The organism is Paenibacillus sp. FSL P4-0113, from assembly GCF_038009305.1.
Lineage (GTDB): Bacteria > Bacillota > Bacilli > Paenibacillales > Paenibacillaceae > Paenibacillus > Paenibacillus polymyxa_D.
Genome location: NZ_JBBPAZ010000001.1, coordinates 3064353 through 3085897 on the forward strand (window position 1 = coordinate 3064353; position 21545 = coordinate 3085897).

The 21545-nt window shown below is 47.0% G+C and carries 23 protein-coding genes; all 23 read right to left on the reverse strand.

What is annotated here, in order from left to right; all coding sequences use genetic code 11:
* Positions 1–194: 194 nt before the first annotated feature.
* Entirely contained in the window at positions 195–1913 is a 1719-nt protein-coding gene (locus tag MKX46_RS12985) for a phospho-sugar mutase (protein ID WP_341071302.1), read from the reverse strand.
* A 98-nt stretch (positions 1914–2011) separates the two neighbouring features.
* Complete coding sequence (fabZ, locus tag MKX46_RS12990; protein ID WP_013312312.1) at positions 2012–2458, reverse strand: 3-hydroxyacyl-ACP dehydratase FabZ; 447 nt, start codon at positions 2456–2458, stop codon at positions 2012–2014.
* A gap of 774 nt (positions 2459–3232) precedes the next feature.
* The gene (locus MKX46_RS12995) at positions 3233–3445 is read right to left on the reverse strand and encodes a DNA-directed RNA polymerase subunit beta (protein WP_069010007.1); all 213 of its coding nucleotides are present in this window, start codon (positions 3443–3445) and stop codon (positions 3233–3235) included.
* 10 nt (positions 3446–3455) lie between these two features.
* On the reverse strand, positions 3456–4283 hold the full coding sequence (locus MKX46_RS13000; RefSeq protein ID WP_069010008.1) for a flagellar hook-basal body protein: 828 nt from the start codon (positions 4281–4283) through the stop codon (positions 3456–3458).
* Positions 4284–4296: 13 nt separating this feature from the next.
* On the reverse strand, positions 4297–5181 hold the full coding sequence (locus MKX46_RS13005; RefSeq protein WP_341071303.1) for a flagellar hook-basal body protein: 885 nt from the start codon (positions 5179–5181) through the stop codon (positions 4297–4299).
* 121 nt (positions 5182–5302) lie between these two features.
* Positions 5303–6301 (reverse strand): rod shape-determining protein, encoded by a 999-nt coding sequence (locus MKX46_RS13010; RefSeq protein WP_023990703.1) that lies wholly within the window; start codon positions 6299–6301, stop codon positions 5303–5305.
* 171 nt (positions 6302–6472) lie between these two features.
* On the reverse strand, positions 6473–6760 hold the full coding sequence (spoIIID, locus tag MKX46_RS13015; RefSeq protein WP_007432737.1) for a sporulation transcriptional regulator SpoIIID: 288 nt from the start codon (positions 6758–6760) through the stop codon (positions 6473–6475).
* Between the two features lie 201 nt (positions 6761–6961).
* Complete coding sequence (locus tag MKX46_RS13020; protein WP_029514614.1) at positions 6962–7702, reverse strand: M23 family metallopeptidase; 741 nt, start codon at positions 7700–7702, stop codon at positions 6962–6964.
* Between the two features lie 70 nt (positions 7703–7772).
* Positions 7773–9200 carry a stage II sporulation protein D gene (gene spoIID / locus MKX46_RS13025; protein ID WP_241113436.1) on the reverse strand — a complete coding sequence of 476 codons (1428 nt, stop codon included), beginning with the start codon at positions 9198–9200 and terminating at the stop codon, positions 7773–7775.
* A gap of 227 nt (positions 9201–9427) precedes the next feature.
* Entirely contained in the window at positions 9428–10783 is a 1356-nt protein-coding gene (gene murA / locus MKX46_RS13030; RefSeq protein ID WP_029518503.1) for a UDP-N-acetylglucosamine 1-carboxyvinyltransferase, read from the reverse strand.
* Between the two features lie 324 nt (positions 10784–11107).
* Positions 11108–11359, reverse strand: a complete 252-nt coding sequence (locus MKX46_RS13035; protein ID WP_039271550.1) for a DUF1146 family protein — start codon at positions 11357–11359, stop codon at positions 11108–11110.
* 347 nt (positions 11360–11706) lie between these two features.
* Positions 11707–12120 carry a F0F1 ATP synthase subunit epsilon gene (locus MKX46_RS13040; protein WP_013312322.1) on the reverse strand — a complete coding sequence of 138 codons (414 nt, stop codon included), beginning with the start codon at positions 12118–12120 and terminating at the stop codon, positions 11707–11709.
* A gap of 70 nt (positions 12121–12190) precedes the next feature.
* On the reverse strand, positions 12191–13591 hold the full coding sequence (gene atpD, locus MKX46_RS13045; RefSeq protein WP_029518505.1) for a F0F1 ATP synthase subunit beta: 1401 nt from the start codon (positions 13589–13591) through the stop codon (positions 12191–12193).
* Positions 13592–13712: 121 nt separating this feature from the next.
* Positions 13713–14579: an ATP synthase F1 subunit gamma gene (gene atpG, locus MKX46_RS13050; protein ID WP_023990707.1), complete on the reverse strand. Its 867-nt coding sequence runs from the start codon at positions 14577–14579 to the stop codon at positions 13713–13715.
* Positions 14580–14754: 175 nt separating this feature from the next.
* A complete protein-coding gene (gene atpA, locus MKX46_RS13055; RefSeq protein WP_029518506.1) occupies positions 14755–16269 on the reverse strand; it encodes a F0F1 ATP synthase subunit alpha in 1515 nt (504 codons plus the stop codon).
* Positions 16270–16288: 19 nt separating this feature from the next.
* The gene (locus MKX46_RS13060) at positions 16289–16834 is read right to left on the reverse strand and encodes a F0F1 ATP synthase subunit delta (protein ID WP_029518507.1); all 546 of its coding nucleotides are present in this window, start codon (positions 16832–16834) and stop codon (positions 16289–16291) included.
* Positions 16831–17319, reverse strand: a complete 489-nt coding sequence (gene atpF, locus MKX46_RS13065) for a F0F1 ATP synthase subunit B (protein ID WP_023990709.1) — start codon at positions 17317–17319, stop codon at positions 16831–16833. Before atpF ends, MKX46_RS13060 begins: the two co-directional genes overlap by 4 nt.
* A gap of 109 nt (positions 17320–17428) precedes the next feature.
* Positions 17429–17653, reverse strand: coding sequence for a F0F1 ATP synthase subunit C (atpE, locus tag MKX46_RS13070; protein WP_007432750.1), 225 nt, complete (start codon positions 17651–17653; stop codon positions 17429–17431).
* Between the two features lie 105 nt (positions 17654–17758).
* Positions 17759–18583 (reverse strand): F0F1 ATP synthase subunit A, encoded by an 825-nt coding sequence (atpB, locus tag MKX46_RS13075; protein ID WP_069290543.1) that lies wholly within the window; start codon positions 18581–18583, stop codon positions 17759–17761.
* A 29-nt stretch (positions 18584–18612) separates the two neighbouring features.
* Positions 18613–18993 carry an ATP synthase subunit I gene (locus MKX46_RS13080; protein WP_165146172.1) on the reverse strand — a complete coding sequence of 127 codons (381 nt, stop codon included), beginning with the start codon at positions 18991–18993 and terminating at the stop codon, positions 18613–18615.
* Positions 18986–19240 (reverse strand): AtpZ/AtpI family protein, encoded by a 255-nt coding sequence (locus MKX46_RS13085; protein WP_029518510.1) that lies wholly within the window; start codon positions 19238–19240, stop codon positions 18986–18988. Before MKX46_RS13085 ends, MKX46_RS13080 begins: the two co-directional genes overlap by 8 nt.
* A 171-nt stretch (positions 19241–19411) precedes the next feature.
* Complete coding sequence (wecB, locus tag MKX46_RS13090; RefSeq protein WP_341071304.1) at positions 19412–20581, reverse strand: non-hydrolyzing UDP-N-acetylglucosamine 2-epimerase; 1170 nt, start codon at positions 20579–20581, stop codon at positions 19412–19414.
* A gap of 109 nt (positions 20582–20690) precedes the next feature.
* Positions 20691–21320 (reverse strand): uracil phosphoribosyltransferase, encoded by a 630-nt coding sequence (gene upp / locus MKX46_RS13095; protein ID WP_013312332.1) that lies wholly within the window; start codon positions 21318–21320, stop codon positions 20691–20693.
* Positions 21321–21545: the final 225 nt, after the last annotated feature.

Here is a 21545-nt window from a genome sequence, read left to right on the forward strand (position 1 = left end):
TTTTGGTAGGTCACTCATTGAATTTTGCAAAATCCTCCGCTGCCGGAATAAGCCTATTTTCCCCAAAGCCTCTTCCAGGTTATTCTGCAATACAGAAATGACCTCCACGGCGTACTGCCCTTTGCCGTGAGAGGTCACCGATTACTATATCTTATCCAATTACCTTAACCTATTCTATTATAAAGGGATTTTTCTCAAGCGTCTACGCGAGACATAACAGCATCGACCAGGTGGCTGATTCTTTGCTCCGCGTCTGATAGCGAGGAACCGCGTACCGCAAAGTATACTTTGATTTTCGGCTCTGTTCCCGAAGGGCGCAGGCAAAACCACGAACCGTCCTCCAGTAAGAATTTGAGTACATTTTCCTGTGGAAGACCGTCCAGACCTTGTGAGTAGTCCAGTACCTTATCTACCTTCACGCCTGCAATCTCTTGAGGCGCGTTGCTACGCCAATCGGTCATTTTGCCCTGAATCTGTGCCACTCCATCCTTACCCTTAAGAGTACGAGACTCCAGCTTCTCAAGGAAGTAGCCAAACTGCTCGTACAGCTCTTGTAAAACATCATAGAGCGTCTTACCTTGTGTGCTGTAATAAGCAGCAGCTTCAGCGATCAGCATAGCCGCCAAGACAGCATCCTTATCGCGAGCATAATTACCTGCCAAATAACCATAGCTCTCTTCATAGCCAAACAAGTAGGTGTACTCGCCAGTTCGGTCAAACTGGTTCATTTTCTCGCCAATATACTTGAAGCCAGTTAGCGTGTTAAACACGGTTGCTCCAAAATGTTCAGCAATGACTGCACCCATTTCGCTGGTTACGATGGTTTTGATAACAGCCCCATTATTCGGAAGCTTGCCTGTTTCTTTCAGCTGATTCAACAAGTAGTAAACCATGATCGCACCAGACTGATTACCGGACAATACTACATATTCGCCATCACGGTTTTTCACAACTGCACCCATACGGTCAGCATCAGGGTCTGTTCCGATCAACAGATCTGCACCAATTTTCTCACCCAGCGCAATTGCCAGTTTAAACGCATCGCGTTCTTCTGGGTTTGGCGACTTAACAGTCGAAAATTCAGCATCTGGCAGCTCTTGCTCAGGCACAATATGCACCTGTTCAAAACCGATTTTCTCCAGTACGCGACGAACCGGTACATTTCCAGTGCCATGGAGAGGCGTAAACACAACTTTGAAATTTTTGCCTGGTCCGGCTGCAATCAGCTCACGGTTCACACTCACACTGGCTACCGTATCTACAAACGCTTCATCTTCCTCTTCTCGAAGCCAAACCAACAATCCCTGTGCCTCTGCTTCCTCACGTGTCAGACTGCGAATGTCAGCAAAAGAAGGAACCTCACGGATATAACTAATTACCTGTTCAGCCTGATCAGGAACAAGCTGACCCCCTTCATCGTTGTATACCTTGTATCCATTATACTCAGGAGGATTGTGACTGGCTGTTACAACGATCCCTCCACTGGCTCCCAAATGACGTACACTAAACGAAAGCTGTGGCGTTGGACGCAAGGAAGGGAACAATTTAGCCACGATACCATTGCCCGCCAGCACCAAAGCTGCATCCAGTGCAAACTCTGGTGAAAAATGACGCGAATCATGCGCAATGACAACCGAAGGTTTGCCTTCTTTACCAGCATGCTGTTCTAAAATATAGCGAGCCAGCCCTTGAGTCGCACGTCCAATGACGTAACGGTTCATCCGGTTACTCCCTGCTCCGATCACTCCACGCAGACCGCCTGTGCCAAATTCCAGCTCTTTGTAAAAGCGATCCTCCAGTTCCTGCTCGTTGCCTTCCAATGCGCGCAACTCCTGTTTGGTTTCTTCATCAATATAAGGGTCTTGCAGCCAGCTCTCAACGCCTTCTAATGCTTTTTTACTCAACTGCGTCATACGGAATTTCCCCTCTCCATTTTTGGTTTATCAAAACAGGATTTCTATGTACACTTGCACTCGGTTCAGACCTCGTGCTTATGTCGGCAGAGCTTTATTTATTGGGGAGGGTCAGATAGAGCAAACATAATTTCGCCCTCAGCTACTACCGTATCGCCTACTTTAGCCGTAGCTTTCCCTTTGCCAAATGCGCCTTTGGAACGAGTGATTTCCACTTCAAGCGTTAACGTATCACCAGGAACCACCTGTCCTCGGAAACGGAAACCATCCAATCCTGCCAAGAACCCGATTTTGCCACGATTGCTCTCTAGGTGCAGTAATGCCACTGCCCCAACTTGAGCCAGTGCTTCGGTAATCAACACACCAGGCATAACGGGATACCCCGGAAAATGTCCAATGAAATGAGGCTCATTCATCGTTACATTTTTAATACCTACTGCTCTTTTCCCTTCCTCCAGCTCAATAATACGATCCACCAATAAAAATGGCGCTCGATGTGGGATAATCTCCTGAATTTGATTAACATCCAATTGCAATTTGTCCATTTACCTTAATAACTCCTCCCGCTTGCAGGTCTGACTCTGTATCAATCATGAGTTACTGCAAGCATAATATTACCCCGCCTACGCTGTATAAAAACAGCTCTTGGCGGCAACAATGTTAGATATCCTTCACCTACTGCAGAAGTGGAGGTTGAGATAAGGGGCTTTTTCCGCCGGTTATGCAACCCGAGGCGCGAAGAAGCCCTTTTGCCCGTGCTTGGTTTTACCCCGCAGTGTTATAAACTTCCCCATCATTATACAGTTATCAGATGCAAAAAGAAAATTACGCGGAAGTACCATATTGGGTGCTCCTATTATGGGGTGAAGCGGAGATTCAATTGAGCAAAGGAGGAGGGGCTGCACGATTTATTTGATCTTCCGATCGCTGTTGTCCCTAAATTTTCTCATTTTATAAAACCTGCAAGGTTAAAATTTAGGGGCAAAGGCGAACGCTATCGCTTCTCCAGATTCAAATAAACCCCTCCGCCGAGTTACTTTTGGCTCAAAAGGAAAGCCTCGCTTCGATAATGCTCGCTTGCCGTGAAGGACGAAATAAAATCGAAGCCCCCTGCGATGGCTTCATTGGCTACGTTCCACACGCGCTACGCTGGAGGCCTCTCCCTTAAAAGCATAACAAAACCCTGCGCCACTGGCACAGGGTTTTGTTATGCTATACTCCCCACACAATGGCGGGGGGTTTATTTTAATAAGAGTGGCACTAATGGCGGGTAGCAGCGGAGCGGACTTTTCCCGCCACCCCACTCTTTTAAAGTAAACTTAAGGCGCAAAAATAAGATCAATGACATGCTGCCAGGTTCTCCATTCAAATACGCCTGACAACCCTTGCTTACCTACAATTACATATCCTGCAATTAAGCCGCCTAACAGCGATAACAGGAGCAGCAACGGAACTATGAAATAACGAGCAGTACGCCAGCGGGACTTCGTCTTTACAGGCACCGGACGGGAATCAGATTGTTCTTCTTTCATCACCAAATCCTTAAGCCCTCAGATTGTTGGCCATGTTCATCATCGTATCGCTAGAAGTTAATGCCCGTGCCGCCATTTGATACATCCGCTGAACTTGCATCATATCCGTCATTTCGCCCGCTAAATCCACATTAGATTCCTCGAGATAACCGGAACGCACAGATACGTCCGCTGGAACAGCACCTGCCACACCTGCAGCTCCGAATACATTTGCCTCTGTTACACCATTCAACAACACGAACAGGTTATCATCCCGCTGTTCCAGTCCTTCTGGACGCTGTACATCCATTAGCTTGATTCTCTGACCAACTGTCGGAATCCCAGTTCCATTAGCACGAATCAGCAATTCGCCATCCGAGTTAATAGCCACCTTGGAACCCGCTGGAGCAGTCACAGGAACATCATTGTTATCTAGCACGGAGTAGCCTTCAGCAGTGGTCAACATCATCGTCGCACTATCACTCGGATCAGGAATAAAATGAAAGCTACCATCACGGGTCCAAGCTTTTTGCCCATTTCCCTGAACTTCAAACATGGCATTACCCTGGATCGCCAGATCAGTAGGAAGTCCCGTCTCCTTGAGCGGACCTTGCTCCATATTTTTCATGATTGCGGCCGTTTTAACTCCGTAGCCCAAATTATAACCGAGCGGCATGGCCCGTCCATTTTGGAGATACGTTGAAGGCTGTTGTTTCACATTGGCCAATACATCTTCAAATGAACCCTGTTTACTCTTATAACCAACTGTATTGACATTGGCAATATTATCGGCAATTAAATCCAAACGCTGCTGCACACTGGCCATAGATACCATTGCACCAATCATGGAGTTGTTCATCACTTACCCCCTGTTATACACGGCCTACTTCATTAACGGCCTTGTCCAAGCTTTTATCATAAAATTGAATTACCTTCTGATTCGCTTCGTACGCTCTTAACGCAGCCATCATATCCACCATTGACTGTGAAGCATCTACATTAGATACCTCCAGGTAACCTTGACGAACGGATACAGCATCATTAGCGGTCATCATTCTAGCTGTAGCACCATCAGTATCATTCAGGCGGAAATTCCCATTACCCTCACGAACGAGCTGATACGGACGATCAATGACACTAATACCGAGCGTCGTCCCCAACGTCTGGTTGGACTGGCTATCTACCAATTCGCCCCGCTCATTTACTTTAAGCGCTGAGACAGCCCCGATCAATTGAATTGGTTTTCCATTCGTATCCAGCACCGCTGAGCCAGTCGATGAAAGCAATGCTCCCGCTCCATTTACTTGAAAATGCCCGTCACGTGTATAACGAACATTACCATTACTGTCCCGCACCGAAAAAAACGCTTCTGGACGGTAGGTGACTTCACCGTTAGCATTGATGAATTTTCCCGCCTGATCAAAAGCCATAGGTTGACCAGTAGCTGGGTCGTTCACATTAATATTGGACTGTATCGCAAAATCCGTCGCTTGTCCACTGTCCTTTAATGCTCCCTGAATGTAAGGGGAGAGGCTTTCCTCAGCAAAAACGCCAGTATTGAGCTTGCCGACCGTACGGTCCGGGTTATCAGGGTTACCACCCGTCATGGAAATAAGCATTTCGGGGAAAGAACGCTGAACACTGTTCTCCTGTTTGTATCCCGTCGTATTCATATTAGCAATATTTTGCGTCACGGTGTCATGGCGTCGTTGTTGTGTCATCAATCCGGCGGCCGCAGTATATAAACCTCTCAACATGTAACGTGCACCCCAATCCTATACTCTGCTAAAATCATATGCTCGCGCGGAGGCACGAAGGCCAAAATGCTAGGCAACCTGCCTGACCGCACACGAGTCTCTTATAGTCACTATCGGCAGATTAGAACTTTTTCTTAACCACATGATCCAAATTATCTAGCATAATTCCTGTACCTTTAACAACACAATGCATCGGATCTTCGGCAACCAGTACGGGAACGCGCAGTTCTTCAGCAAGTAGCTCGTCCAATCCGCTAAGCAAGGCACCGCCACCAGTCAAAATAACACCACGGTCAATAATATCAGCTGACAGTTCCGGTGGGGTCTGCTCCAATACAAACTTGGCCGCAGCAACAATCGCTGACACAGGATCTCTAAGTGCATCCTGCACTTCATCTGCAGATATACTTAACGTTTTGGGCAATCCGGATACCATATCCCGTCCACGGATGTCCATCTCTGCACGACGTCCACTCGGATGCACAGTTCCGATAGCAATCTTGATATCTTCAGCCGTACGTTCTCCGATCAGAAGCTTGTACTTCGTTTTTACATATTTCATGATGGCTGTATCAAATTTGTCCCCTGCCATTTTAATGGAAGAAGCTGTTACGACATCCCCCATAGAGAGGACTGCAACGTCAGTCGTTCCGCCACCAATATCCACTACCATGTTGCCGCTAGGCTCAAAAATATCCATTCCTGCTCCAATGGCAGCCGCTTTTGGCTCTTCCTCCAAAAATACTTCCTTGGCCCCGCTACGTTCCGCCGCTTCACGAATCGCTTTTTGCTCCACTGAGGTAATGTTCGTTGGCGCACAAATTAGAATACGAGGGTGGCTGTACCAGCTTTTCCCCCCCACCCGATTGATAAAATATTTTAACATCGCTTCTGTTACTTCAAAATCGGCGATGACACCATCACGTAATGGACGGATGGCTATGATATTACCAGGAGTACGTCCCACCATACGGCGCGCTTCCTCTCCGACAGCCAGGACTCTTTTTGTATCGCTTTCTATCGCGACAACGGAAGGTTCGTCAAGAACAACCCCCTTCCCTTTGACGTGGATAAGCACGTTGGCCGTACCGAGGTCGATACCGATATCATTACTGAACATATTAAAAAGGCCCCCAAAGTGATATTTTAAAAAGCTAAGATTCGACAAGAAGCGGCAAATATATGTATAAACCTACGGTTACATGTCATTTTTCGTCTTGTACCATCTTTTAACATATCATACTTCAGGGGGTTGATTCAATGGCTTTGCCAGCCAATTCACTATATATTTTTAGGACTTGCCGGAAACGAGAATCTCCCTTCGTTTGCCACTCGTTTTTTTGTACTTAATTTTCGTGGCTTCTCCCCCCCGCAGATGGCGGATGGATTTATGGTATTCAAGAATGTGCTTCACCTGATCGGCAAGATCCGGGTTGATTTCAGGCAGCCGTTCGGTCAGATCTTTATGCACCGTGCTCTTGGAGACACCAAATTCCTTGGCAATCGTACGGACCGTATTCCTTGTTTCCACGATACAGCGACCGATTTTGATGGTCCGTTCCTTGATGTAATCGTGCACGCTCCCGCCTCCCTACTGTGGATAGTTTGGTACATTATATGAGGAGCGTGCCTATATATTCGCGGTTTGGCGGGAAGACATGCTTCGGAAGGCCTATTTATTTGGCAAAAGCAGCTTATGTTTACCTTATGCACAAAAACTACACAAGAAAAAAGCAGGGAATATGGATTCCCCGCTTTGCATGCAAAGCCATGACCAGATTTATTTTTTAGGAAGCAGACCTGCTGGATTCACAGGCTTGTCATCCTGATACACTTCAAAATGCAAATGTGTTTTCAAATCCTTTTCAAGCTCGTTACGACCCGCTGAAGCAATCACATCGTTTTGTTTCACTTGATCGCCTTCTTTTACTTTCAGATCACTCAAGCTTTGGTACACCGTTTTGAGATTATTATCATGCGTAATTTCTACGACATTACCTACCAGCGGATGTTGTTCCACACGAGATACTTTGCCACTCAGGGCGGCTCTTACTTCAAACGCCTGATCGTCAGTCCGGGAAAGATCAATCCCAGTGTTAGCGGTAAATGTTTTATCGTACTCTACCATAGCTGCCGCCTGCTCATCAGCGGTCGCGTTCTCATCAAAGAACGGCTTTACGACCTGTACTGCGCCAGCATCTGCCACTGGCCATGCGATATTTTCCGACTGGGCAACGACTTCCACGCTTTCTGGCTGTTGTCCGTTAACATCGGTATTCACTGCACTTGTGCTTTGTACCGATGGACTAGCTGGGTCAGGTTTGAAAGACTTCTGGCTGGCATCCTGATAGACCCACACTAAAGTTAGTATAATGGCTGCTGCGGCAATGTAGGCTGCCGGGTATGCCCACCTTTTGGACAACAGCTTTTTCCACGAAGACGGCCGTGAAGCTCTTCCACCCTGAAAGGTTTTGGGTGTTTCTTCATGGTTTTGGTTCTGGTTTTTATTTTGTTCATTCATTTGCTCATCACCTCAGTAACCAGTGTTACCGGGTGCAACTCTTTTATACTTCAAAGTTTCGAAATATTTACTAACTTAGAATACGAGAGGCTTGCGCAAAAGAAATGCCAGTATAATAGTGAAGGAGTATTTGAGTGGCAGTATGACCTTCTTTGGCCATTCCATTGGCTCCCCACTGACTCATACCAACACCATGACCATAGCCATAGGTTGTTATAGCAATCCGGTCCCCTTCAGCCTTCCAAGTAAACTCAGCCGAACGCAACCCCAGTTTGTTACGGATCTCCGGTCCCGTAAAGATTGAGCCACCAACTTCAATCTTCTTGATGCGATGTCCTTCTGTCTTGGAGAGTATACGAATCTCTGGCATACTTCCTCCTCCAGTAGAGGCGGCAATTGCAGTACGACTTAACCCCAATCTATCGAACACGCTTTGACGACTCAGTGTGACGGTTTCTGAATAACGCGGGGCCAACTGCTTGTCCCATGGACTTGATACGCTTCGTAAATAGGGCACTGCCTTCGCCCACACATCCTCTGAATTTTCGGTGTAGCCATTGCTAGTAGAAAAAAAAGATGCCGTAATGGGCTTGCCTTCATATACCATGATCGTATCCTTGGTGTCTCGTACGGCCTGCTGAATTTTAGCCAGCTCTGCGGATTTACCAGAATGCCCCCATTCTCTAGTAAGTTTAGCTTTGGAGATATAAGCCTGATGTTTAACAGTATCCGTCACATCTGCTCCCGCAGGGGCACCGCTAGTGTCATCAGCCAGCAAGCGCCGGGCAATGAAGGTACGCGCGGCTATGGCCTGCGCTTTCAGTGCCTCCCCCTCAAAGCTGGGCGGCATTTCGGCAGCTACTACGCCGACAATGTATTGCTCCAGCGGTAACGTCTCCGTGCGACCGGTGGACGTGACATACACACGCACGTCTGGCTCTGCCGCCACCGGTACGCTACGCGTTGGCGCAGCGGGCACCGCTGGCATCGGCGGGACGCCCGGTAAGCGCGTGACGGGCGTCTCACCCTTTGCCGTCACGCTAGGCGCAGCCGGTACTGCCGTGCGGCTGCTTGGCGGCACCGGCTGCGCCGTCTGGCGAGGCCACGCCATTAGCGCGGGCACAGCCATGGCAAGCACCAGCACCCCTGCCATGGCGGCGAATGGCAGCCATGGGCGGCGGCTGCCCCAGCGTGGGGCACGCCCGGCGGAAGGACGCAGGTGCGGCAGCGGGCTTGCAGCGCGTGTGTCATGGGCCGCTACTCCAGCGATAGGCAGAGCCGTATCAACAGAGTTCACAGCGGAAGGCACGGCTGTTGTACCCCGATTGGGCTTGACGCCAGTCGGCAATGTACCTCTTGCGTCCGGCTGCTGTTGCATAAGCTTATTTTTCTGTAACAAGGTAGCTATAGAGCCAGTGTCTTCCTCCGCAAATAAAGCCTGGCGATGTTCCTTAGGATGATGAATGGGTATACGGATGCGAACCTGCGAATCTTTCATAGGCTGAAACCTCCATCAAAGGGCTAAGTGTCCGGCTGGAAGTATAGATATACTCCAGCAGATATTTTCAATCATATGAAGTCGTCCACTTTGATAGAACCATTTTAAGAGAACTGAAAGAATGAAAAAGACTGGCTATAAACAATAAAAAGAACCAGTCCTTTCGGACTTGGTTCTTCGTTGTTTAAGAATATACGTATGCAACATGAAGCTACATGCGTTAAAGCTTAGGCGAGGGAAGGCTGAATCTTCTTAAACAGATTCCCAGACGCCTCTTCCGGCATTACGCGCTCTGTACTGGGTGAATGATCCAGTTTGGACTCTTCCACGGTCACTCTGTAAATGTCCGCTCCCAATCCGGTCAGCTTCTCAGCCAAATGAACGTAACCACGATCGATGTGATGTACGCCGGATACCTCCGTTGTACCTTCTGCAATGAGTCCGGTCAGAATCAACGCAGCACCTGCACGCAAATCTGTAGAGGTTACTTTCGCACCTGTCAGCTTAGCATTACCCGTTACAATGGCAGAACGGCCTTCGACCTTAATCTCCGCATTCATGAGATGAAATTCATCCACATGCATGAAACGATTTTCAAACACGGTTTCCGTAATAATGCTCGTTCCTTCAGCGGCAAGCTGAAGTGCCATCATCTGTGACTGCATATCGGTAGGAAAACCTGGATAAGGCAACGTTTTAACATCAACGGCTTTTAACGGCTTATCTGCAATGACACGAATTCCGTTCTCATCAGGTTGAATGGTTACACCCATTTCTTCCATCTTGGAAATAACCGGACCCAAATGATCGGATATTGCGCCTTCTACATATACGTTCCCGCCTGTGATCGCAGCAGCAACCATATAAGTACCTGCTTCTACCCGGTCGGGAATGACGGTATGTTTTACACCATGCAGCTTCTCAACGCCTTCAATACGAATAACGCCCGTGCCCGCACCACGTACTTTGGCACCCATTCCATTCAGGAAATTTGCGAGATCAACAATCTCAGGTTCCTTAGCAGCATTCTCGATGGTAGTTACGCCCTCAGCAAGAGTAGCGGCCATCATAATATTCTCGGTTGCCCCTACGCTGGCTACATCCAAATAAACTTTAGCTCCACGCAGACGCCCGTTACTTTTAGCTTCAATAAAACCTTGGCCCAGGCTAATTTCCGCGCCCAATGCCTCAAAACCCTTCAAATGCTGATCAATGGGTCGCGTTCCGATTGCGCATCCGCCTGGAAGCGAGATTCTTGTACGTCCCAAACGCGTAAGCAACGGTCCCATAACCAAGAATGAAGCGCGCATTTTCCTAACCCACTCGTAAGGGGCTTCACAGGAAATTATCTTCCGCGCGTCAACACGAATGACCTCATCTTGGTATGTAACGCCTGCTCCTAAGGACTCCAGCACTTTGTTAATGGTCATCACATCGTCTAGAGGAGGTGCATCAATAATGACACTTTCTCCTTCTTCTCCTAGCAGAGAAGCGGCGATGATCGGCAGAACTGAGTTTTTGGCTCCGCTGACTTTGACACTCCCGGTCAATCTGTTGCCACCGCGGACGATAAATTTGCTCATCTATGGTTCCCTCCGCGCGTCATTTCTCTTTTCCATTCTGGAAAAAAAGAACATATTCCGCTATTTTCATGCCTTGCTTTTTCATTACATAAAAAAACAAGATTTTACTAATACCCTAACTGCCATCATACCACTGATTAAAACAAGTATACAAGCGTTTTTTTGTACTTGACGACCATTGTACTCTAACTGATTCAGCCAGCTATACATGTATGGTTCTTTTGTTTACCATTGTTAACAATATGACGCGATGTTATTCGACAATTCCCGCAGAGACACAGTCATAAGGTCATATAACCCGCCTACTTCATGTTAAAACAAATTCTAGAGCATCTGGCTCCAAGAGATGTAGCTCAACAGGAACCCCGAAACCAACTGTCCCAAAATAATAGCAAGAAACAAGTGCAGCAATCTGCCCTGCGGTCCTTTGGGTTGTCGGATTAACAAATCCAGCTTTAAGCTCTGTAAAGCCCACCAAGCTAATGCTATACAGAGGAGCGATACGATCATAGAGATCAGCGCGGTCATACTCGCCGATTGACTTAGCTGTTCAGCCAATTGCTGTTTCCCGTTCAACCATAATTCCCCCCATCTGCGTCACAGACTTCTTTATAATACTCGGCGAACGCCTAATATGCCAGTGCTATTTCTGTTTTTAGGACATTTATTTCGACAAAATGTGATTAATCACTTCTGTTTCGTGAATTTAAAAGGTACTAAATACCTAGCAGCCAGGCAAGAAATAGGACTGTACATTTGGTAATAACAGCTAAAAAAAGAGTCCGATCACAGTGATCGAAGGAAGCAAGGTTCCTCCTCACCCTCTACCGGACATTTTCTGGCAGAAGTTATGAATTGGTCTCCTTGTCGTTCCATCCGTATACTATGCCGAACCCTTTTAAAATTCCACTTAAACTCCAATATTAATTCTTATTGGTTCTGATGCTTGTAGCATTTAGACGGTTAAGCGCCCGTTGCAGAGCTACTTCCGCCCGATGATGATCTATCTGTTCCTGCTTGCTCTGGAGCCGCAGTTCTGCCCGCTCCCTTGCCGCACGGGCACGCTCCACATCAATTTCTTCGGAACGTTCCGCACTCTCAGCCAAAATGACCACTTTATCCTTGCGGACTTCAAGAAAGCCCCCATTGACCGCGATCACTTCAGTTTGACCACCGATTTTAATGCGTATCGGTGCAATCTTCAAGGGAGTGACCAAGGGAAGGTGTCCGGGCAAAATCCCAAGATCGCCTTCCGAGCCGCGAACACTGATGCTGTTTACCTGTTCTGTATAGACCAGGCGCTCCGGCGTCACAATCTCTAGTAAATACGTGCTCACTTGAATCCCTCCTGGAAGCTGTCCGCAGACAGCTCACTTCGTAAGGCTCGGCTAATCTTTGCCTGTATGTTTACAGTGTTTTAGCTTTTTCAACTGCTTCTTCGATGGCTCCTACAAAAAGGAAGGCCGCTTCTGGAAGGTGGTCATACTTGCCTTCCAAAATTTCTTTGAAGCTTCGTACAGTTTCTTTAACCGGCACATATTTACCTGGGAAGCCGTTAAATGTTTCGGCAACGTGGAAAGGTTGAGAAAGGAAACGCTGGATTTTACGTGCACGTGCTACCAACATTTTATCTTCTTCACTCAGCTCATCCATACCCAGGATGGCAATGATATCCTGAAGCTCATTGTAGCGGGCCAAAATTTGTTTTACCCCTTGCGCTACATTGTAATGCTCTTCACCCACAACGTCTGGAGCCAAAATCCGGGAGCTTGATGCAAGTGGATCAACCGCCGGGTAAATACCCATTTCGGAAATTTTACGTTCCAGATTCGTTGTAGCATCCAAATGGGCAAACGTTGTAGCAGGAGCAGGGTCAGTGTAGTCATCCGCAGGCACGTAGATCGCCTGAATGGAAGTAACGGAACCTTTTTTAGTAGAAGTAATCCGTTCTTGCAATTGACCCATCTCAGTAGCCAGCGTAGGCTGGTAACCTACTGCTGAAGGCATACGTCCCAACAGGGCAGAAACCTCAGAACCCGCTTGGGTAAAGCGGAAAATGTTATCAATAAAGAGCAACACGTCACGGCCTTCTTGGTCACGGAAGTATTCCGCCATCGTCAGACCTGTGAGAGCTACACGCAAACGTGCACCCGGAGGCTCGTTCATTTGTCCGAACACCATCGCTGTTTTGTTGATAACGCCGGAATCTCTCATTTCATGGTACAAGTCATTTCCTTCACGTGTGCGTTCACCTACACCCGCAAATACAGAAATACCACCATGCTCCTGAGCGATATTGTTAATCAATTCTTGAATGGTTACGGTTTTACCTACACCAGCACCACCAAACAATCCGACTTTACCACCTTTGGCATAAGGAGCCAGCAAGTCGATAACTTTAATACCGGTTTCGAGCATCTCTGCTTGAGTTGTCAGCTCATCGAAAGAAGGAGCTTGACGGTGAATTGGGTTTCTAGCCGTTTCACTCATATCAGCACCATTATCAATTGGCGTTCCAAGTACGTTAAATACGCGTCCAAGAGTTGCTTCGCCGACAGGTACTGAAATAGGTGCTCCCAGATCTATGGCTTCAGCTCCACGAACCAAACCATCTGTGGAAGACATGGCAATACAACGCACACGGTTGTCACCTAGATGTTTTGAAGCTTCGAGCGTCAGGTCAATTTTGACTCCGCTCTCCAGCACAGTCCCAATATGAATGGCATTCAGGATTTCCGGAAGCTGTCCACGTTCAAACTCAACGTCGACAACCGGACCCATGATGCTCACTACGCGTCCTTTGTTCATCTTTTGGTTTCCCTCCTACAAGCTTGCACAGCCGCAAATCCGAACCACTCTGATTTGTTTTGCGCCCGCAATTTATCATAATAGTGTAGACTCTGCTATAAAACAGTCGCTATAAGCCTGATTAAGACTGAGCACTTGCCCCTGCAACGATTTCCGTAATTTCCTGGGTAATAGCCGCTTGACGAGCACGGTTATAGGTCAAGGAAAGCTCACCAATTAACTTGGAAGCATTCTTCGTAGCAGATCCCATTGCCGTCATCTTCGCTCCCAGTTCACTAGCTTTACCATCCAGCAAAGCGCCGTAAATGAGCGTTTCCGCGTAACGCGGTAGCAATACTTCCAGCACTCCTTCTGGTGAAGGCTCATACTCATAGTTAATTGAGGATGAAGCTGTAGCTGAATCCGGTGTTGCCATTGGTAACAGACGGTCAACTGTTGGAATTTGAGTCAATGCGTTGACAAAGCGGTTATAGCATAGATAAAGCTCATCAAATTCTTTAAGTTCAAAGCCTTGTACAGCCTTGCTTGCAATCGTTTTGATATCTGCAAAAGCAGGTGTATCCGACAGATCTGTTACCGATTCAGCGATAGGAAATTCACGACGTCTGAAATAATCCCGTCCTTTTCGTCCAATGATGAAAATCACAAATTCATCCTGTGAACGGTGACGTTCAGAAATCGTCTGCGTAACCTGTCGTAAAATATTGGCGTTATAACCACCAGCCAGACCACGATCAGATGTAATGATGAGATAAGCAGTCTTTTTAACCGGACGCGTTTCCAGCATTGGATGCTTGATGTTATTCGCTCCAGAAGCAATGCTACTCACAACTTCCTTAAGCTTTTCCGAGTAAGGACGAGCCGACTCCGCTTTCTCCTGAGCTTTTCTCAGCTTGGATGCAGCGACCATTTCCATCGCTTTCGTGATCTGCTTCGTACTCTGCACACTTTTAATCTGACGTTTAATCTCGCGCATACCTTTTGCCATGATTTCACCACCTTCAAGCTTTGGCAAAGCCAAAGCTAACTTCGTAAGATTCAAATCCAGCCGGGCATATGTTAAAGGGCCTGTTATTGAGGGTAAAACATGCCAAGGAAGCCAAAACCCGGAGGGCACGCTTCCTTAGAACATCTTTCATCATAAACAGGCAAATTCCAATGTATTATACCGACGTGGCGAATGATTTTTTGAATTTCTCGATAGCTGCCTTCAAAGCCGTTTCGTTATCAGCCACCAAGTCTTTCGTGTCGCGGATAGATTGAAGCACGTCCTGATGGTCAGACACCATGAAAGACAGGAAGTCTTTTTCAAAACGTTTTACATCCGCTACAGGGATATCATCAAGGAAGCCTTTTACAGCAGTATACAAGCTCACTACTTGTTGCTCTACAGCAAGCGGTTGGTTAACACCCTGTTTCAGAATTTCCATCATGCGTGCGCCGCGATCCAAACGGGCTTTTGTGGATTTATCCAAGTCGGACCCGAATTGGGAGAACGCTTGAAGCTCACGATATTGAGCAAGATCCAGACGCAGGGAACCTGCTACCTTTTTCATTGCTTTAATCTGAGCTGAACCACCTACACGAGATACGGAAATACCTACGTTGATCGCCGGACGTTGTCCTGCATAGAACAAGTCAGCTTCCAGGAAGATCTGTCCATCTGTGATGGAGATAACGTTGGTTGGAATATATGCAGAAACGTCGGAAGCCTGTGTCTCGATGAACGGCAATGCGGTAAGTGATCCGCCGCCCAACTCATCATTCAGCTTCGCTGCACGTTCCAGCAAGCGAGAGTGAAGATAGAAAACGTCACCCGGATATGCTTCACGGCCCGGTGGACGACGCAGCAACAGGGACAATTCCCGGTAAGCTGACGCTTGTTTAGTCAAGTCATCATAAACAACAAGGACATGCTCGCCTTTGTACATGAAATACTCACCCATAGCGCAGCCAGAGTAAGGAGCAATGTACAGCAATGGTGATGGCTCGGAAGCTGATGCCGTAACGACAATCGTATATTCCAGCGCACCGTGACGACGCAATGTTTCAACAACTTGAGCTACCGTGGATTGTTTTTGACCAATAGCGACATAAATACATTTCATGCCGTTACCTTTTTGGTTCAAAATTGCATCGATTGCGATAGATGTTTTACCTGTTTGACGGTCACCGATGATCAACTCACGTTGACCACGACCAATTGGAACCATCGCATCAATAGCTTTAATCCCCGTCTGCATAGGCTCATGTACCGATTTACGGGCCATAACGCCTGGAGCCTGACTTTCAACCGGACGGAATTCTGTTGTAGCAATCGGTCCTTTACCGTCTACTGGTTGCCCCAATGGGTTAACTACACGTCCAATCATTGCTTCCCCTACAGGGACCTGCATGATCTGGCCTGTACGTTTTACTTGACCACCTTCACGAATGTCGGAGAATTGACCCAAAATAACAACACCGACATTGCTTTCTTCCACGTTGAGCGCCAAGCCCAATACGCCAGTGTCGAATTCAACCAATTCACCGGCCATAACTTTTTCCAGTCCGTAGACGCGGGCAATACCGTCGCCGACTTCAACAACAGTGCCGACTTCAACGACCTCGATATCATTTTTATATTGTTCAATCTGACTTTTAATCAATGAACTGATTTCCTCAGGTTTGATACTCAAGTGTGTTCACCCCTATCTTCTATACTCGTCTGTTAAAGGATTTCTCGAGACGATCCAGCTTGCCGGCCAGACTGCCGTCGTACAATGTATCGCCGATAACCACTTTTAATCCGCCCAGCAGACTCGGGTCCACTATATTTTCCACACGGATTGTTTTATGTTCACGGGCTCCGAATTCCTCGGCTACCGCTGTTTTTTCCTGATCACTTAAAGCATAAGTCGAATACACCTTTGCATGAGCAAGTCCCAGCTTGTATTCCTGAATATCGAGGTATCCGGCAAGGAGAGATTCAAACAAATCTGCTCTACTACGCTGAATCAACAGTTTGATCGTGTTAATTAGCGAGGCAGACAACTTGCCTTCAAAACTGTTAGCCAGAACTTGAAGCTTGACCGCTTCCGTAATGTTAGGAGAATTAATGAATTTACGGATTTCAGCATCCCCCGATACAGCCTCTACAAAAGCACGTAGCTCCTGCTCGGTTTCCATAATGGTCTGTTCCTGCTCTGCCACTTCAAACAAAGCTTTCGCATACCGTTTGGCTACTACCGTATCCCGGCTCATGCTTTGCCTCCTACCTCTTTAAGGTATTGGTCGACAAGCTCTCCCTGGACTTGGTCTTCCTTGATTTCCTTTTGAATCAGTTTGGAAGCAATTTGTACCGAAGCTTTACCCACTTCGCTGCGCAGTTCGGCAACCGCCTTATTACGCTCGCTTGTGATTTCACGAACAGCTTCGTCTTTCAGGCGGACAGCTTCGTCTTTAGCCTGAACAATAATTTGCTCCGCTTGTTTGTTACCTGTTTGTTTTGACTGCTCAATAATGTCGTACGCTTCCTTACGTGCTTGCTGGAGAGCCTGCTTTTGCTCCTCAACATAAGCAGCAGCCTGTTCACGCGTCTGTGCCGCTTCATTCATTTGCTGTAATACAAGCTGACGCCGCTTCTCCATAACGGAAAAGAGAGGTCCGAATGCATAACGCGTCAGTAACCAGTACAAGATCAAAAATGCAATGATTGTGAAAACGATACTTGTCCAATTTAAACTCAATTGAAGTCACTCCTTTCCGGTGAACGTCGGTTCTGGATCTTTCATGTTCAAACGAACAAAGAAGGCGCGGATGGCTGTGCCTTCCCCGCCAAACCTTGCTTCCATTCAATTAAGCACCTGCGTAGAAAATGAATGCCAGAACGACCCCGATGATTGGCAGGGCTTCGACCAGACCTACACCGATAAACATTACCGTTTGCAACGTTGCTTTTGCTTCAGGCTGACGAGCGATACCTTCAACTGTTTTACTTACGATCAGACCGTTACCAATACCAGCGCCCAAAGCGCCCAAACCTACTGCGATTGCAGCTGCGATATATGCCCAAACTCCCATTTTAAAAAATCCTCCTTAGTGATGTGTATTTGTGTGTTACATGTATTTGCAGTTAAGAGCGAAGCGTACTCCTGAACTTAACTTAAAACCAGAAAACGAGCTTGTCTAATGCTCTTCTTCATGCGTGTCAATAGACTGTGAAATATATACAAACGTCAGAATCGTGAAGACGAACGCTTGGATACTGCCGACAAAAATACTGAATCCTTGCCAGACCACGAGTCCCAATACGGAAGCAACCATACCTCCCACACCAAGTGCTGTCATTTTCAGCAGAACACTGATCAAAACTTCGCCGGCAAAAATATTACCGAATAGACGCATACCATGTGTCAACAGTTTTGAGAACTGCTCAATCAAGTTAATTGGCAAAAAGAATGGAAATGGCTGAACGTAATGCTTGAAGTAAGCTTTGGTATTACGGAAAATCCCCAGGAAATGAACCAGGACAAAGATCATCAAAGCCAGTCCAATGGATACCCCTGCATCTGCGGTAGGTGATTTCCACCAGCTGATGCCTACATGGGCAGCTTCTCCCGGGTGAGACGCCTGTGCTTGTTCTAATGCTTCTTTGACCGGAATGATTTCATGTCCAAATACTTGGGCACTTTGCACATTATCGAATTCGGTCACAATCCCGAACGGTAATCCCAGCATATTTCCCACGAAGATGAACATGATCAGCGTCATCCCCAAAGAGAGGAATGGCTTCCCTTTTTTCAAATCCATTGTGCTGGTAATCAGTCCTTGAACGAATTCGACGACCCATTCCATAAAATTTTGCAGCTTGCTTGGATTGTCCACAGACAAATTGCGCGTTGCAGCAAATGCCAGTCCAAATACAATCGCGCAGGTCACAATAAGCATAATAATGACGGACAAGTCAATGTTAAACCCGCCCAATTGGATAATCGGTGATTCATGCAACATGTTTTCTCACCCCTTTCTCAGTTGAGCTATCATTTTTCCTGAAGCGCGAATATGATGCCTATAATTAACAGAAGAAATTGCCCAGTCACCAGGCTTGCCATTACAGCGATCTCATGGAAGTAGGCCGGAAATTCTATCGCCAGCACCACTGCCAAAATTGAGGTCCCTAATCGAACGCCAAAGCCAATACCATACACTCTCTTCTTTCTTTCACCGGCGGCCGCACTCGCAACCTGTCGAATTTTGTAGGCCATATACAGCACATTTAGACAGCTTACTCCCGTTCCCAGAATGATTCCGTGAGCAATGTCACGATGTTGGGGCATGAAGGCGGAGACCAGGAAACACAGAGCCATAATACCAAGCGCTACGATCCATAACATTTTTTGCATACGGGTCATCTCATTCATGGTTATCCCTCAATACCTTTCCGATCACAAGGGCAATACTTAATGCGCCTACAACCAAGCCTGCGAGAACGCTTACGCCAATCCAAATTCCGGAGCCACCAAGTTTGGCATCGAGCCAATTTCCGGCATAGAAACCACCCAGTGTGCATATCGCCAAATCAATGCCAATCGCGCTCACCAATCCAATTGCCTTGAAGGCATTTCCGGTGTTATTTCGGTTGTTGTTTTGCTTGGAAGGTTTGACCACTTTTCCATGTCACCCCTGCAATTCCAGTCCATTTTACTTAAATATAAGATGCTTTGTCAATTGAGATATTTTAGCGCCCTAAAGTATAAAATCAAACGACAAAGCATCTTAAATTGCTGTATCCCTTGGTAACCGTACAGTTTAACTGTATGCTTGCCTTGTAAAGAATAATTATATCGGACGAACACCTTTTGTGAACATTGTGTGAAATTCTTCAGGACGTTCGGATTGAACGCCATAATGGTGCAAAATCGCATTGACAATTCTTACTGATGCTTTTCCATCGCCGTAAGGATTCGCTGCCTGACTCATAGAATCGTACAACGCGGAATCTGTCAAAAGTGCCTTGGTCCGATTGTACACGTTCTCTTCGTTCGTACCCACCAGTTCCAAGGTGCCCGCTTCAATTCCTTCCGGTCTTTCAGTCGTATCACGCAGCACCAGAACAGGTACTCCGAACGAAGGCGCTTCTTCCTGAAGCCCACCGGAATCCGTAAGGATCAGATGTGTATGTGGGTAAAAATTGTGCAGATCCACGACATCCAGCGGATCAATCAGCTTAATACGCGGATGGTTGCCTAAAATCTCAAATGCAGGTTCCTTCACAGCCGGACTCGGATGAACCGGATAAACAATAGCGATATCCTCAAACTCATCCGCAATTCGCTTAACCGCATTAAAAATCTGACGATGCGGTTCCCCTTGGGATTCCCGGCGATGTGCTGTCATAAGAATCAGGCGTTTGCCCTGAGCCCACTCCAGTACAGGGTGCTCGTAATCCTGGCAAACCGTATACTGAAATACGTCAGTTACTGTATTGCCTGTAACATATATTCGCGATTCAGGCTTGTTTTCCTTCCGCAAATTTCCAGCCGATAAAGAAGTAGGCGAGAAATGCAGATCAGACAGCACGCCTGTGAGCTGACGGTTCATTTCTTCAGGATATGGAGAAAGCTTGTTCCACGTTCGCAAACCCGCTTCCACATGCCCTACTTCAATCTGCTGCATAAAGGCTGCATAGCTGGCGAGGAAAGTCGTCAGTGTATCACCGTGAACCAACACGATATCGGGCTTGGCCTCACGCAATACAGGTTCCAGACCTTGAAGTACCCGCATGGAGATTTCATTCAGTGTCTGGCGATCCTTCATTACGTCCAGATCATAATCAGGGTGAATATTGAAAACTTCCAGAACCTGGTCAAGCATCTGGCGATGTTGAGCTGTAACGCATACCACGGACTCGATATGCTCCGGGTGACGCTGAAGCTCCAAAATAAGAGGAGCCATCTTAATTGCTTCCGGACGCACACCAAAAATTGTCATCACTTTGATTTTGGACATTTTCTGTTGAACCCCTTTTCATAATAAATGTCCGCTTCACAGATCTTCCATTATTTAAAATAAGGACCTGTATAACGTCCATAGATTTTGCCGAACTGCCAAAGGCAGTCTACTTGGTTCCGTACAAGCGGTCTCCCGCGTCACCAAGACCCGGAATGATATATCCATGATCATCCAGACGCTCGTCCAGTGCAGCGACATAGATGTCTACATCAGGATGTGCATCCTGCACAGCTTTGACTCCTTCAGGAGCAGCAATCAGATTCATCATTTTAATTTGAGTGCAGCCTCTCTTTTTCAACACATCAATCGCCGCAATTGCAGAGCCACCCGTTGCAAGCATCGGATCAATCACGATCAATTCGCGCTCAGTTACATCTGTAGGCAGCTTCGTATAGTATTCTACGGGTTGCAGCGTCTCAGGATCGCGGAACAGTCCCACATGGCCCACCTTTGCTGCAGGCAGCAGTTTTACTACGCCATCCAGCATACCCAAGCCTGCACGCAGAATCGGAATAAGACCCAGCATACGTCCGGAAATCACTTTACCTTCTGTCTCAGCAACCGGTGTCTGCACCGTAATGCTTTCCAGCGGGATATCCCGTGTAATTTCATAAGCCATCAATGTTGCTACTTCATCCACCAGCTCGCGGAAATCCTTGGTGTTGGTCCGCACATCGCGGATAAATGTAAGTTTGTGTTGGATCAAAGGGTGATCACAAACCACCAGTTTCGCCATAATATATTCCCTCCGGTATTATCGTCACGTTCTTTCGCACCAGCATATCGAACTATCCTGAGTCGAAAGGATCTATGTAACCTATTTGTACAAACCAAATAAGCACAGATGCAATGCGTGCCTGTAAATCCTGTTTATTATAACATTCCCTTGATTGATTTAACACCTGCCACCGTAACCTTTTGTCAAGGGAAAGATATGACATGTAAAATAATGAATAGGACC